The organism is Actinoalloteichus spitiensis RMV-1378 (assembly GCF_000239155.1).
Classification (GTDB): Bacteria; Actinomycetota; Actinomycetes; order Mycobacteriales; family Pseudonocardiaceae; genus Actinoalloteichus_B; species Actinoalloteichus_B spitiensis.
This window is the reverse complement of the sequence record NZ_AGVX02000843.1, coordinates 1-16,902: the sequence shown is the minus strand read 5'-3', so window position 1 is coordinate 16,902 and position 16,902 is coordinate 1. Positions and strand designations below refer to the sequence as shown.

Annotated in this window: 18 protein-coding genes; 10 read left to right on the top strand and 8 right to left on the bottom strand. The window is 69.2% G+C overall.

Annotation, left to right across the window (positions count from 1 at the left end; genetic code table 11):
- From ACTIDRAF_RS0226025 to ACTIDRAF_RS0226005, 5 genes are all read left to right on the top strand, one after another.
- The coding region (locus tag ACTIDRAF_RS0226025; protein ID WP_245533650.1) for a DUF3558 family protein at nucleotides 1-442 on the top strand (442 nt) is incomplete at its 5' end.
- A 303-nt stretch (nucleotides 443-745) separates the two neighbouring features.
- Complete coding sequence (locus ACTIDRAF_RS0226020) at nucleotides 746-1,345, top strand: DUF3558 domain-containing protein (protein ID WP_342626711.1); 600 nt, start codon at nucleotides 746-748, stop codon at nucleotides 1,343-1,345.
- Between the two features lie 325 nt (nucleotides 1,346-1,670).
- The gene (locus ACTIDRAF_RS0226015; RefSeq protein WP_342626710.1) at nucleotides 1,671-2,270 is read left to right on the top strand and encodes a DUF3558 domain-containing protein; all 600 of its coding nucleotides are present in this window, start codon (nucleotides 1,671-1,673) and stop codon (nucleotides 2,268-2,270) included.
- Between the two features lie 298 nt (nucleotides 2,271-2,568).
- Nucleotides 2,569-3,168, top strand: a complete 600-nt coding sequence (locus tag ACTIDRAF_RS0226010; protein ID WP_342626708.1) for a DUF3558 domain-containing protein — start codon at nucleotides 2,569-2,571, stop codon at nucleotides 3,166-3,168.
- Nucleotides 3,169-3,469: 301 nt separating this feature from the next.
- Complete coding sequence (locus tag ACTIDRAF_RS0226005; protein ID WP_342626707.1) at nucleotides 3,470-4,069, top strand: DUF3558 domain-containing protein; 600 nt, start codon at nucleotides 3,470-3,472, stop codon at nucleotides 4,067-4,069.
- Nucleotides 4,070-4,325: 256 nt separating this feature from the next.
- On the opposite strand, the gene ACTIDRAF_RS0226000 is transcribed toward ACTIDRAF_RS0226005, so the two are convergent.
- Nucleotides 4,326-4,874 carry a hypothetical protein gene (locus tag ACTIDRAF_RS0226000; RefSeq protein WP_016701561.1) on the bottom strand — a complete coding sequence of 183 codons (549 nt, stop codon included), beginning with the start codon at nucleotides 4,872-4,874 and terminating at the stop codon, nucleotides 4,326-4,328.
- Between the two features lie 141 nt (nucleotides 4,875-5,015).
- Between ACTIDRAF_RS0226000 and ACTIDRAF_RS32315 the strand changes: the two genes are divergently transcribed.
- From ACTIDRAF_RS32315 to ACTIDRAF_RS0225975, 4 genes are all read left to right on the top strand, one after another.
- Nucleotides 5,016-5,321: a type VII secretion target gene (locus tag ACTIDRAF_RS32315; RefSeq protein ID WP_016701560.1), complete on the top strand. Its 306-nt coding sequence runs from the start codon at nucleotides 5,016-5,018 to the stop codon at nucleotides 5,319-5,321.
- A 60-nt stretch (nucleotides 5,322-5,381) separates the two neighbouring features.
- Complete coding sequence (locus ACTIDRAF_RS0225990; RefSeq protein ID WP_016701559.1) at nucleotides 5,382-6,107, top strand: hypothetical protein; 726 nt, start codon at nucleotides 5,382-5,384, stop codon at nucleotides 6,105-6,107.
- A complete protein-coding gene (locus tag ACTIDRAF_RS0225985) occupies nucleotides 6,104-6,511 on the top strand; it encodes a hypothetical protein (protein ID WP_026066513.1) in 408 nt (135 codons plus the stop codon). Before ACTIDRAF_RS0225990 ends, ACTIDRAF_RS0225985 begins: the two co-directional genes overlap by 4 nt.
- Before the next feature lie 189 nt (nucleotides 6,512-6,700).
- A complete protein-coding gene (locus ACTIDRAF_RS0225975; RefSeq protein WP_157163293.1) occupies nucleotides 6,701-8,062 on the top strand; it encodes an alginate O-acetyltransferase AlgX-related protein in 1,362 nt (453 codons plus the stop codon).
- Nucleotides 8,063-8,216: 154 nt separating this feature from the next.
- Here ACTIDRAF_RS0225975 and ACTIDRAF_RS0225970 read toward each other — a convergent pair whose 3' ends face one another.
- The 7 genes from ACTIDRAF_RS0225970 to ACTIDRAF_RS0225940 form a co-directional block, all read right to left on the bottom strand.
- Nucleotides 8,217-9,071 carry a metal ABC transporter permease gene (locus tag ACTIDRAF_RS0225970; RefSeq protein WP_016701556.1) on the bottom strand — a complete coding sequence of 285 codons (855 nt, stop codon included), beginning with the start codon at nucleotides 9,069-9,071 and terminating at the stop codon, nucleotides 8,217-8,219.
- Nucleotides 9,068-9,928 (bottom strand): metal ABC transporter ATP-binding protein, encoded by an 861-nt coding sequence (locus ACTIDRAF_RS0225965; RefSeq protein WP_016701555.1) that lies wholly within the window; start codon nucleotides 9,926-9,928, stop codon nucleotides 9,068-9,070. The genes ACTIDRAF_RS0225970 and ACTIDRAF_RS0225965 overlap by 4 nt, the downstream gene beginning before the upstream one ends.
- Before the next feature lie 49 nt (nucleotides 9,929-9,977).
- Nucleotides 9,978-11,018, bottom strand: a complete 1,041-nt coding sequence (locus tag ACTIDRAF_RS0225960; RefSeq protein ID WP_016701554.1) for a metal ABC transporter solute-binding protein, Zn/Mn family — start codon at nucleotides 11,016-11,018, stop codon at nucleotides 9,978-9,980.
- 308 nt (nucleotides 11,019-11,326) lie between these two features.
- Nucleotides 11,327-12,439: an ABC transporter ATP-binding protein gene (locus tag ACTIDRAF_RS0225955; protein ID WP_016701553.1), complete on the bottom strand. Its 1,113-nt coding sequence runs from the start codon at nucleotides 12,437-12,439 to the stop codon at nucleotides 11,327-11,329.
- Between the two features lie 146 nt (nucleotides 12,440-12,585).
- Nucleotides 12,586-13,506 carry a sugar ABC transporter permease gene (locus tag ACTIDRAF_RS0225950; RefSeq protein WP_016701552.1) on the bottom strand — a complete coding sequence of 307 codons (921 nt, stop codon included), beginning with the start codon at nucleotides 13,504-13,506 and terminating at the stop codon, nucleotides 12,586-12,588.
- A 1-nt stretch (nucleotide 13,507) separates the two neighbouring features.
- Nucleotides 13,508-14,497 (bottom strand): carbohydrate ABC transporter permease, encoded by a 990-nt coding sequence (locus tag ACTIDRAF_RS0225945; RefSeq protein WP_016701551.1) that lies wholly within the window; start codon nucleotides 14,495-14,497, stop codon nucleotides 13,508-13,510.
- A 3-nt stretch (nucleotides 14,498-14,500) separates the two neighbouring features.
- Nucleotides 14,501-15,763 (bottom strand): extracellular solute-binding protein, encoded by a 1,263-nt coding sequence (locus ACTIDRAF_RS0225940; RefSeq protein ID WP_016701550.1) that lies wholly within the window; start codon nucleotides 15,761-15,763, stop codon nucleotides 14,501-14,503.
- A gap of 250 nt (nucleotides 15,764-16,013) precedes the next feature.
- Between ACTIDRAF_RS0225940 and ACTIDRAF_RS0225935 the strand changes: the two genes are divergently transcribed.
- The coding region (locus ACTIDRAF_RS0225935) for a LacI family DNA-binding transcriptional regulator (protein ID WP_016701549.1) at nucleotides 16,014-16,902 on the top strand (889 nt) is incomplete at its 3' end.

Here is a 16,902-nt window from a genome sequence, read left to right as displayed (position 1 = left end):
CGGTGGGCAGCCGGGGGTGGATGTGGCGGCGGAGCTGTCGGAGATGCTGCCCTGCGAGATCCTCAGCGACGAGGAGATAACCGCCCTGGGCTTCGACCCGGAGACCGCCACGTTCGATGACGTCGGCCTGTCCTACGACTGCCGCTACCGTTTCCCGGGCGGAGTGGATCCGGTCATGACGATTCACTTGGACTGGAAGTTCAGCGTTGATCGGCTGAATCTGACGAACTACACGGTTGAAGAGATCAGCGTGGGGCCGTTGCGCGCACTCCGCGTCATTGACAAACCCGCAGCGGAGCATTGTCAGATTTCAATGGACTTGAGCGAGCAGGCCCATGTGTCAGTTGTTGTGGATTATGCGGAGACGCTCGAGCAGGCGTGTGCCCTAGCGGAGGACACCGCGGCGGCGGTGGAGCCGTTGTTGCCGCGGTCTTCGGGCTGACCAGGCTGACGGTGGTGTTCCTCGGGTGTGGGTGATCCGAATCTGGAATACTCCCGCATCCTCGGTGCTCCGAGGGCGGTAACCTCATTCCTCTCTCAGTGCAGGCGGTGGGCAACGGCACGTGCGATGGCCGTGGTGAGGTGGCGGTCAGTAGTTCGCCTCCACGCTGTCCCACAAGGGACTGCTCACATCGAGGCGTTGACGGAGTTGGCGGTGGTCATTCGAGCCAGTGCCCGGCGCACTCGTGGCGTGGATGAGCAGAACGCAGCCGGGTTCGTTCGACCGGGCGGGAGGGGATGAGGCGTGAGGCGCAGGGGTGTGGGTGCGTGGGGAGCAGCCCTGGGGCTGGTGGTGTTGGTGTCTGCCTGTGCGAGTGCGGAACGAGGAACCGCGGTTGCCGTGGGGCCGACGGTGGGTTCCTCCCTTCCGGGGAGTGCTGATCCGTCGGTGGGTGGGAGTCCCGGTGGGCAGCCGGGGGTGGATGTGGCGGCGGAGCTGTCGGAAATGCTGCCCTGTGAGATCCTCAGCGACGAGGAGGTAACCGCCCTGGGTTTCGATCCAGAGAGCGCTTCGTTCAACGACGTCGGAGTGTCCTACTCCTGTAATTACCGTCCACCGGCTGGGGAAACTCCGCTCATGTACATTGGTCTGGACTGGAAACTGAGTATTGATCAGCTGAACTTGAGCAACTTCATCGCTGAGGAAACGAGTGTGGGGCCGCTGCGTGCGCTGAGGATCACCGACAAGATTGATCCAGAGTCGTGTCAGATGTCTCTGGCGCTGAGCGAGCAGGCCCACGTGTCGATTTTCGTGAAGTTCGGAGGGACGACCGAGCAGGCGTGCGCCATAGCGGAGGAGGCTGCTGCGGCAGTGGAGCCGTCGTTGCCTCGGTCCCCGGGCTGACCGCAGCGAGGTGGTGCTCCCCGGTTGTGGCTGATTCAGGGCGGCTCTTGTCCGTATTATCGTAATTTGAGGGAAGTGTTCTTGTGGGGGCAGCGTCATGTGGTATTCATATCGTGAGGGGTGGAAAGTGCTTTATCCCTTCACGGTCTCCCCGTGGGCTGGCATTTCTACGATTACGCACCTGCCGCGTGTTTATTTCGGCCTGTTGTATGTCAGGGTGACAGAGGTGACGGCGTTGTAGGTCGGTCCAGTACTTGACGTGACGTGTTCGTTCGGTGGATGAGCACAACGCAGCCGAGTTCAACCGGCTGGGAGGGGATGGGGCGTGAGGCGCAGGGGTGTGGGTGTGTGGGGTACAGCTCTGGGACTGGTGGGACTGTTGTCTGCCTGTACGAGCGCGGAACGAGGGACCGCGGTGGCCTTGGAGCCGACGGTGGGTTCCTCCCTTCCGGGGAGCGCCGATCCATCGGTGGGTGGGAGTCCCGGTGAGCAGCCGGGGGTGGATGTGGCGGCGGAGCTGTCGGACATGCTGCCCTGCGAAATCCTCAGTGACGAGGAAATGACCGCTCTGGGCTTCGACCCGGAGACCGCCACGTTCGATGACGTCGGCCTGTCCTACGACTGCCGCTACCGTTTTCCGGGCGGAGCGGATCCGGTCATGACGATTCACCTGAACTGGATGCGCGGCGTTGATCAGCTGAACCTGACGAACTACACGGTTGAGGAGATTGGTGTGGGGCCGTTGCGCGCGCTCCGCATCATTGACGAAATACCGTCAGAACATTGTCAAATTTCGGTGGACTTGAGCGAGCAGGCCCATGTGTCATTTTTTGTGCATTACGCGGGAACAGTCGAGCGGGCGTGCGCCCTAGCGGAGGACACCGCAGCGGCTGTGGAGCCGTTGTTGCCTCGGTCTTCGGGCTGACCAGGCTGACGGTGGTGTTCCTCGGGTGCGGGTGGTCGAAACTGGAATACTCCCGCGCCCTCGGTGCTCCGAGGGCGGTAACCTCATTCCTCTCTCAGCGTGGGCGGTGGGCAACGGCACGTGCGATGGCCGTGATGCGGTGGCGGTCAGTAGTTCGCCTCCACGCTGTCCCACAAGGGACTGCTCACATCGAGGCGTTGACGGAGTTGGCGGCGGCCGTCCGAGCCAGTGCTCGGCGTATTCAGGCTGTGGATGAGCAGAACGTGTCTGCTTTCGGCTGGCTGGGAGGGGATGAGGCGTGAGGCGCAGGGGTGTGGGTGTGTGGGGAACAGCCCTGGGACTGGTGGGACTGCTGTCTGCCTGCGCGAGCGCGGAGCAGGGGACCGCGGTGGCCGTGGGGCCGACGGTGGGTTCCTCCCTTCCGGGGAGCGCCGATCCGTCGGTGGGTGGGAGTCCCGGTGAGCAGCCGGGGGTGGATGTGGCGGCGGAGCTGTCGGAGATGTTGCCCTGTGAGATCCTCAGTGACGAGGAAGTGGTCGATCTGGGTTTTGATCCGGAGAGTGCCTCGTTCGATGACGTAGGCTTGTCCTATGCCTGTGACTACCGTCCTCCTGGGGGCGGACGTCCACCTATGTCCATTCAGCTGAATTGGCAACGCAGCGTTGACCAACTGGACCTGACTAACTACTCCGTCGAGGAAACGAGCGTGGGGCCGTTGCGTGCTCTCAGGATTGTCAGTGGAGCCGACTCGCAACACTGTCAGGTGTCCGTCGCTCTCAGCTCGGAGGCCCATGTGTCAATCTTCGTCCATTACGGGGGGACGACCGAGCAGGCGTGTGGCACGGCGGAGTCAGTCGCGGCTGCTGTGGAGCCTAAGCTGCCTCGGTCCTCGGGGTAACCGGGAAAGCGGTACTACTCCACGAGTGGGGATGAGTCCCCTCGGCCTTGGTGGTTCGTTGGAAGAGTTTCGTTCCTCATCTTGCGTGGGTTCGGAGGCTGGGGCCGTTGGGCTTCTCGCGCCCTCCCCATGGACTGGGGTCCGGTAAGGGGGAGCCCGACCGGTGGCGATTCCAGTAGGGCTGAACTGCTGTTCAGGCGTTGGCGGAGTTGGCGGCGGCCGTCCGAGTCAGTGCTCGGCGTACTCAGGCTGTGGATGAGCAGAACGTGTCTGCTTTTGACCGGCTAGGAGGGGATGAGGCGTGAGGCGCAGGGGTGTGGGTGTGTGGGGAACAGCCCTGGGACTGGTGGGACTGTTGTCTGCCTGCGCGAGCGCGGAGCAGGGGACTGCGGTCGCGGTGGGTCCCACGGTGGAGTCCTCCGTGGCGGGGAGTGCTGATCCGTCGGTGGGTGGGGGTCCCGGTGAGCAGCCGGGGGTGGATGTGGCGGCGGAGCTGTCGGAGATGTTGCCCTGTGAGATCCTCAGCGACGAGGAAATAACCGCTCTTGGCTTCGACCCGGAGACCGCCACGTTCGATGACGTCGGCCTGTCCTACGACTGCCGCTACCGTTTCCCGGGCGGCGAGCGTCCAGTCATAACGATTCATCTGAACTGGATGCGCGGCGTTGATCAGCTGAACCTGACGAACTATACAGTTGAAGAGATCAGCGTGGGGCCGTTGCGCGCACTCCGCGTCATTGACAAACCCGCAGCGCAGCATTGTCAGATTTCAATGGATTTGAGTGAGCAGGCCCATGTGTCAGCTGTTGTGGATTACGCGGAGACACTCGAGGAGGCGTGCGCCCTAGCGGAGGACACCGCGGCGGCGGTGGAGCCTGTGCTGCCTCGCTCCCCCAGCTGACCGCAGCCGATGGGCGTGCTCGCCGGCCGTGTGCGTTGTCCGTCGAACCGCCCTGCGTGTTCGCTGGCGGAACGGGTGAGCTGGGAGGCGGAACGCGTGCCCTCCCGCCGACTGGTGGTCGTGGGTGCGGACCCGCCACTCGTCGACGAACCGGGTCAGGGCCGCGGTAGCGACCCGCTCCGCCGAAGAGGAACGGGCGGGGGGAGGAACGGAACCGGCGGCCACGCGCTGCCCGGCGACGGGGTGGGCGGGGTCGTCAGCGAGGGCCGCCGAGTGCGGCCAGCTCGGCGGAGAAGGCGGGATGGGGCTGGGCGAACCGCACCCACTGCCCGTCCGGCGTGACCTCGGCGGAAAGGACCGCGTTCCAGCCGGAACTGCCGAAGACGAAACCTGAGCAGATCACGGCGGCCACGCCGAGGACGATGGGCAGGCCCAGCAGCGGTTGCGGTTCGCCGAGTACCAGGAAGGTCACGACCGCCGCGACCGCGAGGCCGAGGCCCCCGAACAGCAGGATGCGGGCGGTGCCGCGCAGCCGGGAGCGGTGGGCGAGGCACGCCTGGCAGAGCGGCCAGCCGGCGAGGGAGACACCGCGTTGGTTCTGCGCGTTCTCCGCGACCCGGGCGGCGATGCTGACCGCTCCCGCCTGGGCGGGAGTCCCCTTGGTGGTGGGTCGGGTCACCAGGGTGACGTCCTGCCAGGAACTGGCGGGGGCGCCGTGCCGGGCGCAGTGGCGGGGGCGGTGGCCTTCGGTGGTCAGCCAGCTCGCCGGAACGACGAGGGGTTCGTCACCTCGGTGTGGCGCCATCGGTCCTCCCGGCTCGGTACCCGTGCCAGCGGGTGTGGCTGTGCGGCGTTCGGCGGAGATCCTCTCATTGTTTTGGCCCGGGGTTCACTCCGTTCGGAGTACGGTCAGGCCGGCAGCACTGGGTGAGATGGGGCAGACCACATGGGATTCGAAGCCAGGACGGACAGCATCCGCTCCTTCGCCGACCGGGTGGACGGGCTGGGGCAGGACGTGCCGAACGCGACGAGCTACATCAACACGCACCTCGACATCGGTTACGCGGACGCCCGGCTCTTCGCCACCATCGCCGCCGCCTGTGACAGCGCCAGGGAGGCGCTGCTCACCAGCTACGAGCACCTGCGGAGCATCTCCGAGGAGTCCGCGGCCGAGCTGCGTGGCGCGGCGACGATGTACGACGACACCGACGAGGACGAGGCTCGGCGGTTGGACGCCACCTACGCCGGCTGAGGAGCGGGACCGGGTCGCGGCGGGTCCGCCGCCAGGGAGACAGGGAACGAGGAGGACATCGTGGCCGACACGCCGTCGAGCAATCTGACCGAGCCGGTGCCCGAGACGCTGGTGCCGGGCGGTGTCGCGAACGTGCTGGGTGCCAGCCAGTACCTGAGCCCGACCTACTGGATCAGCGAGTTGACGAACCTGATCTGCGGCACCAACCCCACCGAGTGGATCGCGCAGCAGTACGTCGGCGACTGGGAGCAGGCATCCAAGGCGGGAGGTGCGTTGGCGAACCTCGCCGAGTTCAACACCGACTTCGCGGCCGAGGTCCGCAGCGCCACCGAGGACGTCGCCCACGACTGGACCGGGAACGCCGCCGACCAGGCCACCGGTTACCACCACCAGCTGGTCGACGCGCTGAACGCACAGGTCGACGACCTCAAGGACGTGGCACACCAGTTCCAGACGATGGCCCAGGGCGTGGCCTCGACGACGAACGCCATCAAGAGCACCTTCGAGGGGCTCTGCGACACGATCATCGCCGCGGCCATCAGCGCGGCCGCGGCAGCGGCGTCCAGCTGGACCGTGGTCGGGGGCATCATCGGTGGCTCCGCCACGGCAGCGGCGATCGCCAACGGTGTCCGCCTCTGGGCCAAGATCATCGAACTGATGGGGACCGCCTGGGACATCGCGCAGGCCTTCTCCGGCACGGTCGCCGGCTACCTGGGCGGACTGCGCGGGGTAGCCGACCACCAGCTGCCGGCCGGCGGCTACGACCACCCGGGGGTGAACCGGTGAGCAGTCCGGAGCAGGAGCCGATGATGGACGTGGCGGGCGGGGACCCGGCGCTGTCCCGTCACCTGCGTGACTCGTTGAAGGTGCTGCGCGACGCCAGTGGGAACCCGGAGTTCCAACGCTTGGCCGATGACATCATCGCCGGCCGGCAGGGGCTGCGGGCGGCCGCCACGTCCGACCTGTTCGCCCAGGCGATGGCGCCCCACGTCGGGCGGTTCGTCGAGCGTTACCAGCAGCTGTCCGAGGAGGAACGGGAGGAGCTCGCGCGGCAGGGGGAACGGCAACTCGCCGAGCAGCGGGAGGCCATCGCCGAGGAGCGCCGCGAGGCCGAGCGGCGGGCGCGGCGGCGGGACGACGACGATGACGACGACGAGGGCGGGGGCAGCTTCCTCCAGCGCGGCTGGTGACCGGCGCGGACCACGTGCGCGGAGCGGTGGTCCCGTCGTCGGTGCGGGTGTTCGCTGCCCACCACATGGCGCGGTGGTGACGGGTGCCATCCCGGTCGAGAGCGGACGCCGACCGCCTGGCGTCCTCGGTGGCCGGGCGGCTTCCGGGTTTCCTACCTGGGGCGGACTCGGGCTCGTTACCGTGTAGTGGTGGTAGCGCAGGGGAACCGGGAGTCCACGGGTTGGCAGCCGCCCCGCCCCGGGGCGGGGGAGGCGCCGGAGGGGCAGGGCCTGCCCGAGGTGCACGAGTCCTGGTTGCCGAGGGAGCACTCGCTGTACCGGCCGAGGCACGGTGGCAGGCAGGTGGTCGCCCTCGTGTCCGCCGCGATCTTCTTCGGTGCGCCGCTGGCCGCCTACGCGTTGGGCGCGCGGGCCGGCGAGATCGAGAACCGCCCGCTGGTCGAGTTCCCGTCGCCCACCGAGGGGTGGGGCTTCTTCACCGGCCTGTCGCAGTGGGCGACGGACAACCTGGTCTTCCGGGAGGCGGCGGTCCACGCGGCGGACGGCATCAGCCGGGGGGTCTTCGATGACGGATCGCCGTTCGGCGGTCAGCGCGGTGGCTCTCCGGTCGACCAGGGGCCGATCGCTCCACCCGCGCCCCAGGAGGACACGCCGCCCGCCGAGGACGGCCCGCTGATCCTCGCCGAGTCCAGCGAGGTCATCGAGGGCAAGGAAGGCTGGCTGTACTACGGCTACGACATCGAGGGGAAGTGCTCGCAGAACCGCCCGATCGACGACACGATCGCCGGGATGCGGGAGCTGCGGCGAGTGGTGGAGGAGTCCGGGCGGCGGCTGGTGGTGCTGGTCGTGCCGGACAAGAGCACCGTCGTTCCCGAGTACATGCCCGACCAGTACCCCGGGATGGACTGCGCCGAGGAGGTGCGGGACGAGCTGTGGCAGCGGTTGCCGGAGGAGACCGGTGCCATCGACCCCCGGGTGAACCTGATGCAGGGTGGGACGGCCGCCTCCACCTACCACCGGTTGGACACCCACTGGAACGACGAGGGCGCCATCATCGGGCTGAGGCGGATCGCCGAGGCGGTCCAGCCGGGGATCACCCGGTCCTGGCGCACCGTTCCCGACGGCCGGTGGGAGCACAGTCCTGATCTCCCACCGCTGCTCGGCCGTGCCGAGACCGAGGAGACGACCCGCTTCCAGCTGCGACCCGACGGTCGGACGGACCGCACCCGGGCTCGCACCACCCGGATCACCGAGCCGGTGCGGTTCGAGTCGGAACCGGTCGAAGGCACCGTCCCCGAGAAGGTCGCGATGCTCGGTGACTCCTTCATGATCTCCACCAGCCGCTACGTCCCGGCCGCCTTCAACGACCTGACGTTGATCAGCTACACCGTCGCGCACACCGACCGGCAGCTCATGCTGGATGTGCTCGCCGACAGCGAGGTGATCGTGGTGCAGGTGGTGGAGCGGGTGTTGGCCAACGGGGTCGCCCCCTTCGCCGACCCGGAGGTGGTGGCCGACATCGAACGGACCCTGGCCGCCCACCCGCGCTGAGGCCGGGTGCCCCGGGAGCGCGGGACGAAGGCGGCGGTGTCACCACCGTGGGGACGACCAGCCCAGCGTCGTCCGTGCCAGGCATCCGGCGCGTGCCCGGCCCGGGCCTCGTGCCCCGGTCCCTGGTGCGGGAGCGTGACGCGGCGGCGGCCCGTCAGCCGGAGGCCACCAGCCGGCGGTGCCTCGCGCCGCCCACGAAGCGGCAGACGAGGTAGATCAGGAACGAGATGGCGGTGACGAAGCTGCTGATCGGCACGCCCGGTGCCAGTGAGAGGACGATGCCCCCGAGGACGGCGACCTCGGCGAACAGGACGGCGAGCAGCGCGGCGAGGGCGGGGTTGGCGGTCACCCGGGAGGCGGCGGCGCCCGGGGTGACCATGAGGGAGAGCACCAGCAGCGCGCCCACGATCTGCACGGCGAGGGCGGTGGCGATGCCGACGAGGACGGCGAACACGGGGGTGAGCAACCGCACCGGCACCCCCCGCGCGACGGCGACGCCCGGATCGACGCTGGCGAACAGCAGCGGGCGGTAGAGCAGCGCGAACACCAGGATCACCGCCAGCGCGGAGACCGAGAGCAGCGCGATGCCGGTGGAGCTGACGCCCACGATCTGCCCCACCAACAGGCTGAACTTGCTCGACGCCCGCCCCGGGTACAGGGAGAGCAGGAGCACGCCCAGGCCGAGGCCGAAGGCCAGCACCGCGCCGATCACCGAGTCGCGTTCGCTGCCGCGCTGCCCGAGGAGGCCGAGGATGAGCGCGGCGACCACCGCGCCGAGCAGGGCGCCGGTGCCCACGCTCCAGCCGAGGAGCAGTGCGGCGGCGGCCCCGGTGAAGGCCAGTTCCGCAGTGCCGTGGACGGCGAAGGACATGTTCCTGGCGACCACGAGCGGGCCGAGCACGCCCGACACCAGGCCGAGGATCGCGCCGGCGAGGAGGGCGTTGCGCACGAAGCCGAGTTCGAGGAGGTTCAGCGTCGTGTCGATGTCGAAGAGGGCGTCGAGGTTCACGGCTGTCGTCCCTCGGTCTCGTCGGAGACGTGGTGCGGCTGTTCCGTCTCCAGACCGCCGCCGAGGTCCACCCGGTGCCCGCTCTCGGCCATCACCATGATCCGGTCACCGAGTCGCAGGACGCGCACCGGCGTGCGGTAGAGCTCGGACAGCACCTCGGAGGTCATCACCTCGTCGGGAGGGCCGATCCGGAACCGCCCGTCCACCAGGTAGAGCACCCGGTCCACCACCGGCAGGACCGGGTTGATCTCGTGGGTGACGAAGACGACCGCCGCGTCCCTGCCCCGCGCCGACTCGGCGATGAGCTCGCTCACCATCCGCTGGCTCGCGAGGTCCAGGGAGAGGAGGGGCTCGTCGCAGAGCAGGACGTCCGGGGAACCGACCAGTGCCTGCGCCACCCGGAGGCGTTGTTGTTCTCCCCCGGAGAGCAGGCCGAGGGGCCGTGACGCGTACCCGGTGGCGTTCACGGCCTCGACGGCGGCGCGGACCCGCCGCCGGCGGTCCGACCGTCCCCGCAGCCCCAGGCCCCACCGGTGGCCGTCCAGACCCAGGCCCACCAGGTCCGTTCCCCGCACGGTGACGGTGCTGTCCACCGCGCGCTGTTGGGGGATGTACCCGATCCGGCGGGACCCACGACGTACCGCCGCGCCCGCGATCTCGACCTCGCCACCGCTGAGCGGCTGGAGGCCGAGGAGTACCCGGAGGAGGCTGGTCTTGCCCGAGCCGTTGGGGCCGAGCACGGCGACGAACTCGCCCGGCATCACGTCGAGGTCGAGTCCGTCCCACAGCACGCGGTCGCCGTAGGCGAGGCGTGCCGAGCGCAGCCGGAGGGCGGGCGGGCGGTCGTCGTGGGTCATGGTGTCCGTTCAGTGGGCAGGGGCCGGTGGACGTCCCGGTCGAGCGCGGTCAGCGGCCCAGCGCCGCCGCCAGGGCCTCGACCTGGTCGGTCATCCAGGCCAGGAAGTCGTCCTGGCCCTCCGGCAGTGTCTCGGTGAATTCCACCACCGGCATTCCCGCCTGCTCCGCGCGGCTCAGCATCTGGTTCGTCACGCCGGTCTCGGTCTGCGGGTTGTTGATCAGGACGTCCGCGTCGCGGTTGTCGATGATCTCGTTGATCTCGGCGATGACGGCGGCGGGCGGGTCGGTCTCGTTGTGCATCGCGAGGTGCATGCCGGACGGGGTCACGTCGTGGATGTGCGCGTCGGCGAGCAGGTAGGTGGCCACGGATTCGGTGGAGAGCACATGCGGGTGTCCGCCGTCCTCGCTCTCGCCGAGGTCGGCGACGGCAGCGGCGAGTTCGTCGATCCCGTCCTGGAACTCCTCCAGGTTCGACCGGTAGTCCTCGGCGTTGTCGGCGTCGAGTTCGCTCAGCTCGTCCGCGATGCGCTCGGCGACCTCGGACACCACGGCCAGGTCGTACCAGACGTGTTCGTTGTCCTCGGCGCCGTGGTCGTGGTCGTGCCCGTCGTGGTCGTGCCCGTGGTCGGCCGGTTCCTCGTCGTGGTCATGGCCGTCGTGGTCGTGCCCGTGGTCGCCGTGGTCATGGGAGTGACCTTCGACGCCGGCCACGTCGGCGGCCTCGACGGCCGGGGTGTCCAGGCCCTCCGAGGCGATGATCTGGCTGACGAACTCGTCGTAGCCGGCCCCGTTGTGCACGATCAGGTCGGCGCCCACCAGCTCGGCCGCGTCCGAGGGCTGGCTCTCGTAGGAGTGGGGGTCGGCGCCAGCCTCGTCGATGATGGACACGATCTCGATGTTCGGACCACCGACCGCGGCCGCCACACTGCCCCACACGTTGGTCGAGGCGACCACCGTCAGCCCGGACGCGCCGTCGCCGGCATCGGAGCCCCCGGCGTCGCCGCCGTTCCCGCCGCAGGCGGTGATCAGGGCCGCGGACGCGGTGAGGCAGCCCGCCGCCAGCCAGTGCCGTCGATTACGGAGGGTCATATCATTGCCTCTTTCTGTCCCCACCACGGGGAATGGAAACCGTTACCGTTTGCAGTGTAGACGCAGTCCGGAGCGGTTCCGCAATCCCTGGTCGGAGCCGCCCCGCTGGGCTGTCACCGCCGATGGACGCAGCACAGCGGCCCCGGAGTCACTCCGGGGCCGCTGTGGTTCAGGGTGCGAGGTGCGTCGTCACCCTGCGGTGCGTGGCGTCGGCATTCCGTTCCCGACGTCGCCCACCGCGTACGTTCCGTGATCGACATTCCCTCCCCAGGGGGAGGTTCGTGTCCGGTGAGGTGGCAGGGCCGGGCTCAGGCCGTGGGAGCGGCCTTGGTGGTCTCCAGCCGCGCTCCGGTCTCCGGGTGGAAGAGGTGCACCTCGTTGTCGTCGCGCAGGGTCACCGTCACCGTGGAACCGATCGAGGGCGGGGTCCGACCGTCGGTCCGGACGATGAAGCGCTCCGACGTGCCACCGATGTCCACCGAGCCGTAGACGTAGGCGTCCGCGCCCAGCTCCTCGACGAGGTCAACGGTCAGCTTCATGCCCGCCTCGTCGCCGCCGGCGAGGCGCAGCGACTCGGGACGGACCCCGAAGGTGATCGTCTTGGCGTCGTGGCCGGCCACCACCGACCGGGGCAGCGGAACCGTGAGACCGTCCAGGACCGCGCCCTCGGAGGTGAGGGCCACCGTCTTCAGGTTCATCGCCGGCGAGCCGATGAAGCCCGCGACGAAGGCGTTCGCCGGCTGTTCGTACAGGTTGCGCGGCGTGTCGCACTGCTGGAGGAGACCGTCCTTCAGCACGGCGACGCGGTGGCCCATGGTCTGGGCCTCGACCTGGTCGTGGGTGACGTAGATCGTCGTCGTGCCCAACCGGGCCTGGAGCGCGGCGATGTTCGCGCGGGTCTCCACCCGCAGCTTCGCGTCGAGGTTGGACAGCGGCTCGTCCATGAGGAAGACGGCCGGCTCCCGGACGATCGCGCGACCCATCGCGACCCGCTGCCGCTGACCACCGGAGAGCGCCTTCGGTTTGCGGTCGAGGTAGGGGGTCAGGTCGAGCATCTTCGCGGCCTCGGCGACCTTGGCCTTGATGGTTTCCTTGGGCACGCGCCGCAGCTTGAGCGCGAAGCCCATGTTCTCGCCCACCGTCATGTGCGGGTACAACGCGTAGGACTGGAAGACCATCGCGATGTCCCGACCCTTCGGCGGGGTGTGGGTGACGTCGGTGCCGCCGATGTGGATCGCGCCCTCGTCGACGTCCTCCAGGCCGGCGAGCATCCGCAGGGCGGTGGACTTGCCCGAACCCGACGGACCCACCAGCACGAGGAACTCACCGTCGCTGATCTCGAGGTCGAGCTGGTCGACCGCGCGGACGGGCGGGTTGCCCGGGTAGACCCGGGACGCTTTGACGTAACTGACTCCGGCCATGCGGGCCCTCCGGTTTCCGTGTCCGCGCTTGCTCTCGCGGGAACACCTCTTGACGCCGAGTGGAAGCAAGACGACGTACTGGTTGACAGGGACGGATCCGACCAGGACCACCGCCCACGAGAGCCAGGACTCCGCCCTCGAAGCGGTCAACCCTTGACACTGCCTGCGGCGAGTCCCGAGACCAGGAACCGTTGCACGAGGTAGAAAACCACGGCCGCGGGGATCGCCACAAGGATGGAAGCAGCGGCAAGATGGCCCCATTCGGTCCGGTTCTGCTGCACGAACACCTGGAGGCCCACCGCCAGGGTCTTGGACTCGTCGGCGGCCGAGAGGAAGGCCGAGGCGAAGGCCACCTCCCCCCACGCGGTGATGAACGCGTAGAAGCCGGTGACCGCGAGCCCGGGCCTGGCCAACGGCAACATCAGCCGCCAGAAGACCCCGAACGGCGAGAGGCCGTCCATCCGCCCGGCCTCGTCGATCTCCCGGGGGATGCCGTCGAAGTAGCCCTTGAGCATGTAGGTGCAGAACGGGACCGCGGTGGTGCAGTACACGAGCACCAGCCCGCCGGCGGACCCCTGGAGCCCCAGGCTGAGCAGCAGGTTGTAGAGCGGCACGATGAGCACCGCGAAGGGGAACATCTGCACGACCAGGAAGAAGAACAACAGGCCTCGGCCGCCGGGGAAGGTGAACCGGCTCACGGCGTACCCGGTGCTCGCGGCCAACATCACCGCGAGGACCGTCGTCAGCCCCGCGATCAGCAGGGAGTTGCCGAACCAGGCCAGGAAGTCGCCCTTCTCGCCGGCGAGGATGCGCGCGTAGTTGTCGAGGCTCGACCCGTTGACCAGGCTGGGACTCGCCTCGATGGCGCGGGAGTCCGGCTTGAAGGAGGTCACCAACACCCAGAAGACGGGGAAGACGGCGATCAGCGAGGCGACCACCAGCGCGGTGTGCAGTCCGACGCTGGCCGCCGGGGAGCGCCGGCCGCGGTGGCCGGGCCGGGGCGGGGCGGGGCGGCGCCCGGCGGGCGCACCGGTCCGGCCACTCGTCTGGAGCGAGGTCACGTCCATCTCAGTCGGCCTCCCGTGATCGCAGGGCGCGCAGGTAGACCCCGGCGAAGACCAGCAGGACGGAGAGGATGAGAACCCCGTAGGTGGAGGCGATCGCGTAGTCCCTGGTGGCGCCGGAGAAGAAGCGTTCGAACGCGTAGGTGATCAGGATGCGCGTGTGCGGGTTCTGGCCGGTGATCAGGTAGATGACCGGGAACATGTTGAACGTCCAGATCACGCCGAGCAGGATCACGGTGCTCGACACCGGGCGTAGCCCCGGCAGGGTGATCTGCGTGAAGCGCTGCCAGGGTGTGGCACCGTCGATCTCGGCGGCCTCGTAGAGGTCACCGGGGATGGACTGGAGACCGCCCAGGAGCGCGACCATCATGAACGGCACCCCGAGCCACACGTTCACGATGATCACGGCGACCATCGCCACCGGCGACTGGCCGAGCCAGACCGGGGTGGGCAGACCGACCGAGCCCAGCAGCCAGTTGATGAGGCCGTAGTCGGCGTTGAACAGGTACCGCCACGCGAAGGCGCTGACGAAGGCGGGGACCGCCCAGGGCAGGATCAGCAGGATCCGGTACAGCGTGCGGAACCGCAGGGGGCGGTTCAGCAGCAGCGCGAGCCCCAGGCCGATGCCGTAGTGGCACGCCACGCAGATCCCCGACCACACCAGGGTCCGGAGCAGCACCGCCCAGAACGACCCGTAGGCCGGGTCCCCGGAGAGCACGTTCAGGTAGTTCGCGAGCCCCACGACGTCGTAGTCGGCCTCCCGACCGAGCACGGGGTTCGCGATGTTGCCCTCGTTGATGTCGGTGAAGGTGAAGAAGACACCCTGGGCCAGCGGGAGGACCACCAGCCCGCCGACCACGACCACCACCGGGAGTACCAGGGCGTAGGCGTACCAGTACCGGTCGAGGAACCGCCGGAGGCGCCCGCGGCGCCGCGTTCCGGCCGGCGGGGGCCGGTGAGGCTCCGTCGCCGGCCCCGTCGTCGTCGCGACCACGGCTCAGCCGAGCGTGTAGTCGGGAACGACGGTGTCCTGGTACGCGGTGGCGACGGACTCGGCCGCCTCCCGCGGGCTGAGGTTGCCCGCCAGGACGTCGGCGTAGCCGATCCTGAGCGGGTCGAACAGCTCGTTGCCCTCGGCGATCCAGGGGCGGGGGTGGGCCCGTTCGACGGCCGCGCTGAACGCGGAGACGATCGGGTGCTCGGCCACCTCGGGGTCCTCGTACACCGACTCCCTGGTGGGCAGCAGGCCGAGTTCCAGCGCCACCGTCGTCTGCGCCTCGACCCCGCTCATGCACTCGATGAGGGAGACCGCGTCGTCGGTGCGGTCACTGCCCTGCCGGATGACGTAGTCGTGGCCGCCGACCGGGCCGTTGCCGTTCCCGTCCGCAGGACCGGGGAGCGGCGCCACCCCGAGGTTCTCCGGGTCCTCGAAGGCGGCCCCGTCGAGCAGGTCGGCCACCGCCCACGGCCCGTCCACGATCATCGCCACCTCACCGGAGGCGAAGGCGGCCTTCATGTTCCCGTACGAGTTGCCCGGGTCCTGGGCGGTCCTGGCCGCGCCCTCGTCCAGCAGCGCGCGCGCCGTCTCCAGGCCGGCCACGGCCTCCTCGGAGTTGACCACGATGGTCTGGTTCTCGACGTCGAGGAGGTCGCCGCCGGCCGAGTAGATGAAGGGCAGGGCGTAGTAGCCGTCGTTGTTCACGAAGAACGCGGAGTCCCCACCGAGGTCGGGGGCGATGTCGAGCAGCCCCTCCCAGGAGGTGGGCGGCTCGACGCCGGCCTCGGCCAGGAGCTCCCGGTTGTAGAGCAGGGCCAGCGTGTCGGTGACCTGCGGGACGGCGTAGGTGGCGCCCTCGAACTGGGTGGAGCTCCAGGGGGTGGCGAGGAAGTCGCCCTGGTCGTCCAGGCCGGTCCCGGCGAGGTCCTGGACCAGGCCGTTGTGGGCGAGCTGGGCGACCCAGGCCACCTCGGCGCGGAGCACGTCGGGGCCCTGCCCGCCCTGTGCCGCGTTCTTGAAGTTGTTCAGGGCCTGGTCGAAGGCGACCTGTTCGACGGCGACCTCGAAACCGCCGGTCTCCGCGCAGCCCTCGGCGAGGTCGCGGAAGACCGCCGACTCCCCGGGGCCGCTGGTGTCCCAGAAGACGACCGGCCCGGCCTGGTCGTCTGCTCCGCCGGAACCGCCACAGGCGGTCATCGCCAGCACGCAGCCGAGTCCCAGCACGCCGGTCCGGCCGAGGGTGTTGAGGGTGTCACGCCGCATCGTCGCTGTCGTCCCCTCTGGACGCGCCAGCCGCCCGGTCTGGCGGCCGAGCTGAAAGTTTTTGCAGGAGGTGTGACGCGAATTTCATACCCGTGAGGCAGCTCACGTCAAGGTCCTGCGGGTAACCAAGCCGTAACAGCAGGTTCCCGCGACCGCCTGCCGGGTGAAGTGGTTTGAAAAAACGTGCTGCCACCGGCACGCTACGGCCATCGGTGTGCGCAGGATGCGCAGGAGAAAGGGGCGACCCGCTGTGGCCGGACTATCCGAAATCGCGAGCGCGGCCGGGGTCAGCGTCTCCACCGTCAGCCGGGTGCTGAACCGGCGGGCCGGGGTGAACCACGAGACCAGGCAACGGGTGCTCGCCGCGCTGGCCGAGCTGCCGCACACCTCCCGGGGAGTGGCCGCGCTGGGGAGGACCGGGGTGGTCGGGCTCCTCGTCCCCGAGCTGTCCAACCCCGTGTTCCCCGCCTTCGCCGAGGCGTTGGAGACCAGGGCGGCCCGGGCTGGTCTCTCGTGCGTCCTGTGCAACACGCGGTCCTCGGAACCCGACAGCCTCGGCGAGGAGCAGTACGTCGGGATGCTGCTCGCCAGGGGAGTCACCGGCATGATCTTCGTGTCGCCGGGGATCGCCAACGTCAGCCCGGCGCGACGGGCGGCCCGGAGCGCCTACTACCACCAGCTCGTCAACGACGGGGTGCGCGTCGTCTTCGTCAACGGCGGGGTGCCCTCCGCCGACATCCCGGACGTCGCCGTCGACGAGCAGCTCGCCGGTTACCTGGCCACCCGTCACCTCCTCGACCTGGGGCACCGCCGGATCGGTTTCGTCAGCGGTCCCGCCCGCTCACTGCCGTCCCGGTTGAAGCACGCTGGCTGGGCCACCGCCCTCGAGGAGGAGGGGCTGGCCGCGCGGCCCGAACTCGTGTCCCACGCGCCCTACGGGGCGGGCGGCGGCGCCCGCGCCCTGGGGGAGCTGCTGGACCGGGGGCCGGTGACGGCCGTCATCTGCTCGTCCGACCACATGGCGCTCGGCGCCATCCGGGAGTGCCACCGCAGGGGGGTGTCCGTGCCCGACGAACTGTCAGTGATCGGTTTCGACGACAGCCCGCTGGCGGATTACTGCACCCCGCCGCTGACCACGC

Coding starts and splice junctions, on each gene's coding strand:
- ACTIDRAF_RS0225950 (WP_016701552.1), bottom strand. CDS start 13,506: ATGGACGTGACCTCGCTCCAGACGAGTGGCCGGACCGGTGCGCCCGCC.
- ACTIDRAF_RS0225965 (WP_016701555.1), bottom strand. CDS start 9,928: ATGACCCACGACGACCGCCCGCCCGCCCTCCGGCTGCGCTCGGCACGC.
- ACTIDRAF_RS0225960 (WP_016701554.1), bottom strand. CDS start 11,018: ATGACCCTCCGTAATCGACGGCACTGGCTGGCGGCGGGCTGCCTCACC.
- ACTIDRAF_RS0225940 (WP_016701550.1), bottom strand. CDS start 15,763: ATGCGGCGTGACACCCTCAACACCCTCGGCCGGACCGGCGTGCTGGGA.
- ACTIDRAF_RS0226000 (WP_016701561.1), bottom strand. CDS start 4,874: ATGGCGCCACACCGAGGTGACGAACCCCTCGTCGTTCCGGCGAGCTGG.
- ACTIDRAF_RS0225955 (WP_016701553.1), bottom strand. CDS start 12,439: ATGGCCGGAGTCAGTTACGTCAAAGCGTCCCGGGTCTACCCGGGCAAC.
- ACTIDRAF_RS32315 (WP_016701560.1), top strand. CDS start 5,016: ATGGGATTCGAAGCCAGGACGGACAGCATCCGCTCCTTCGCCGACCGG.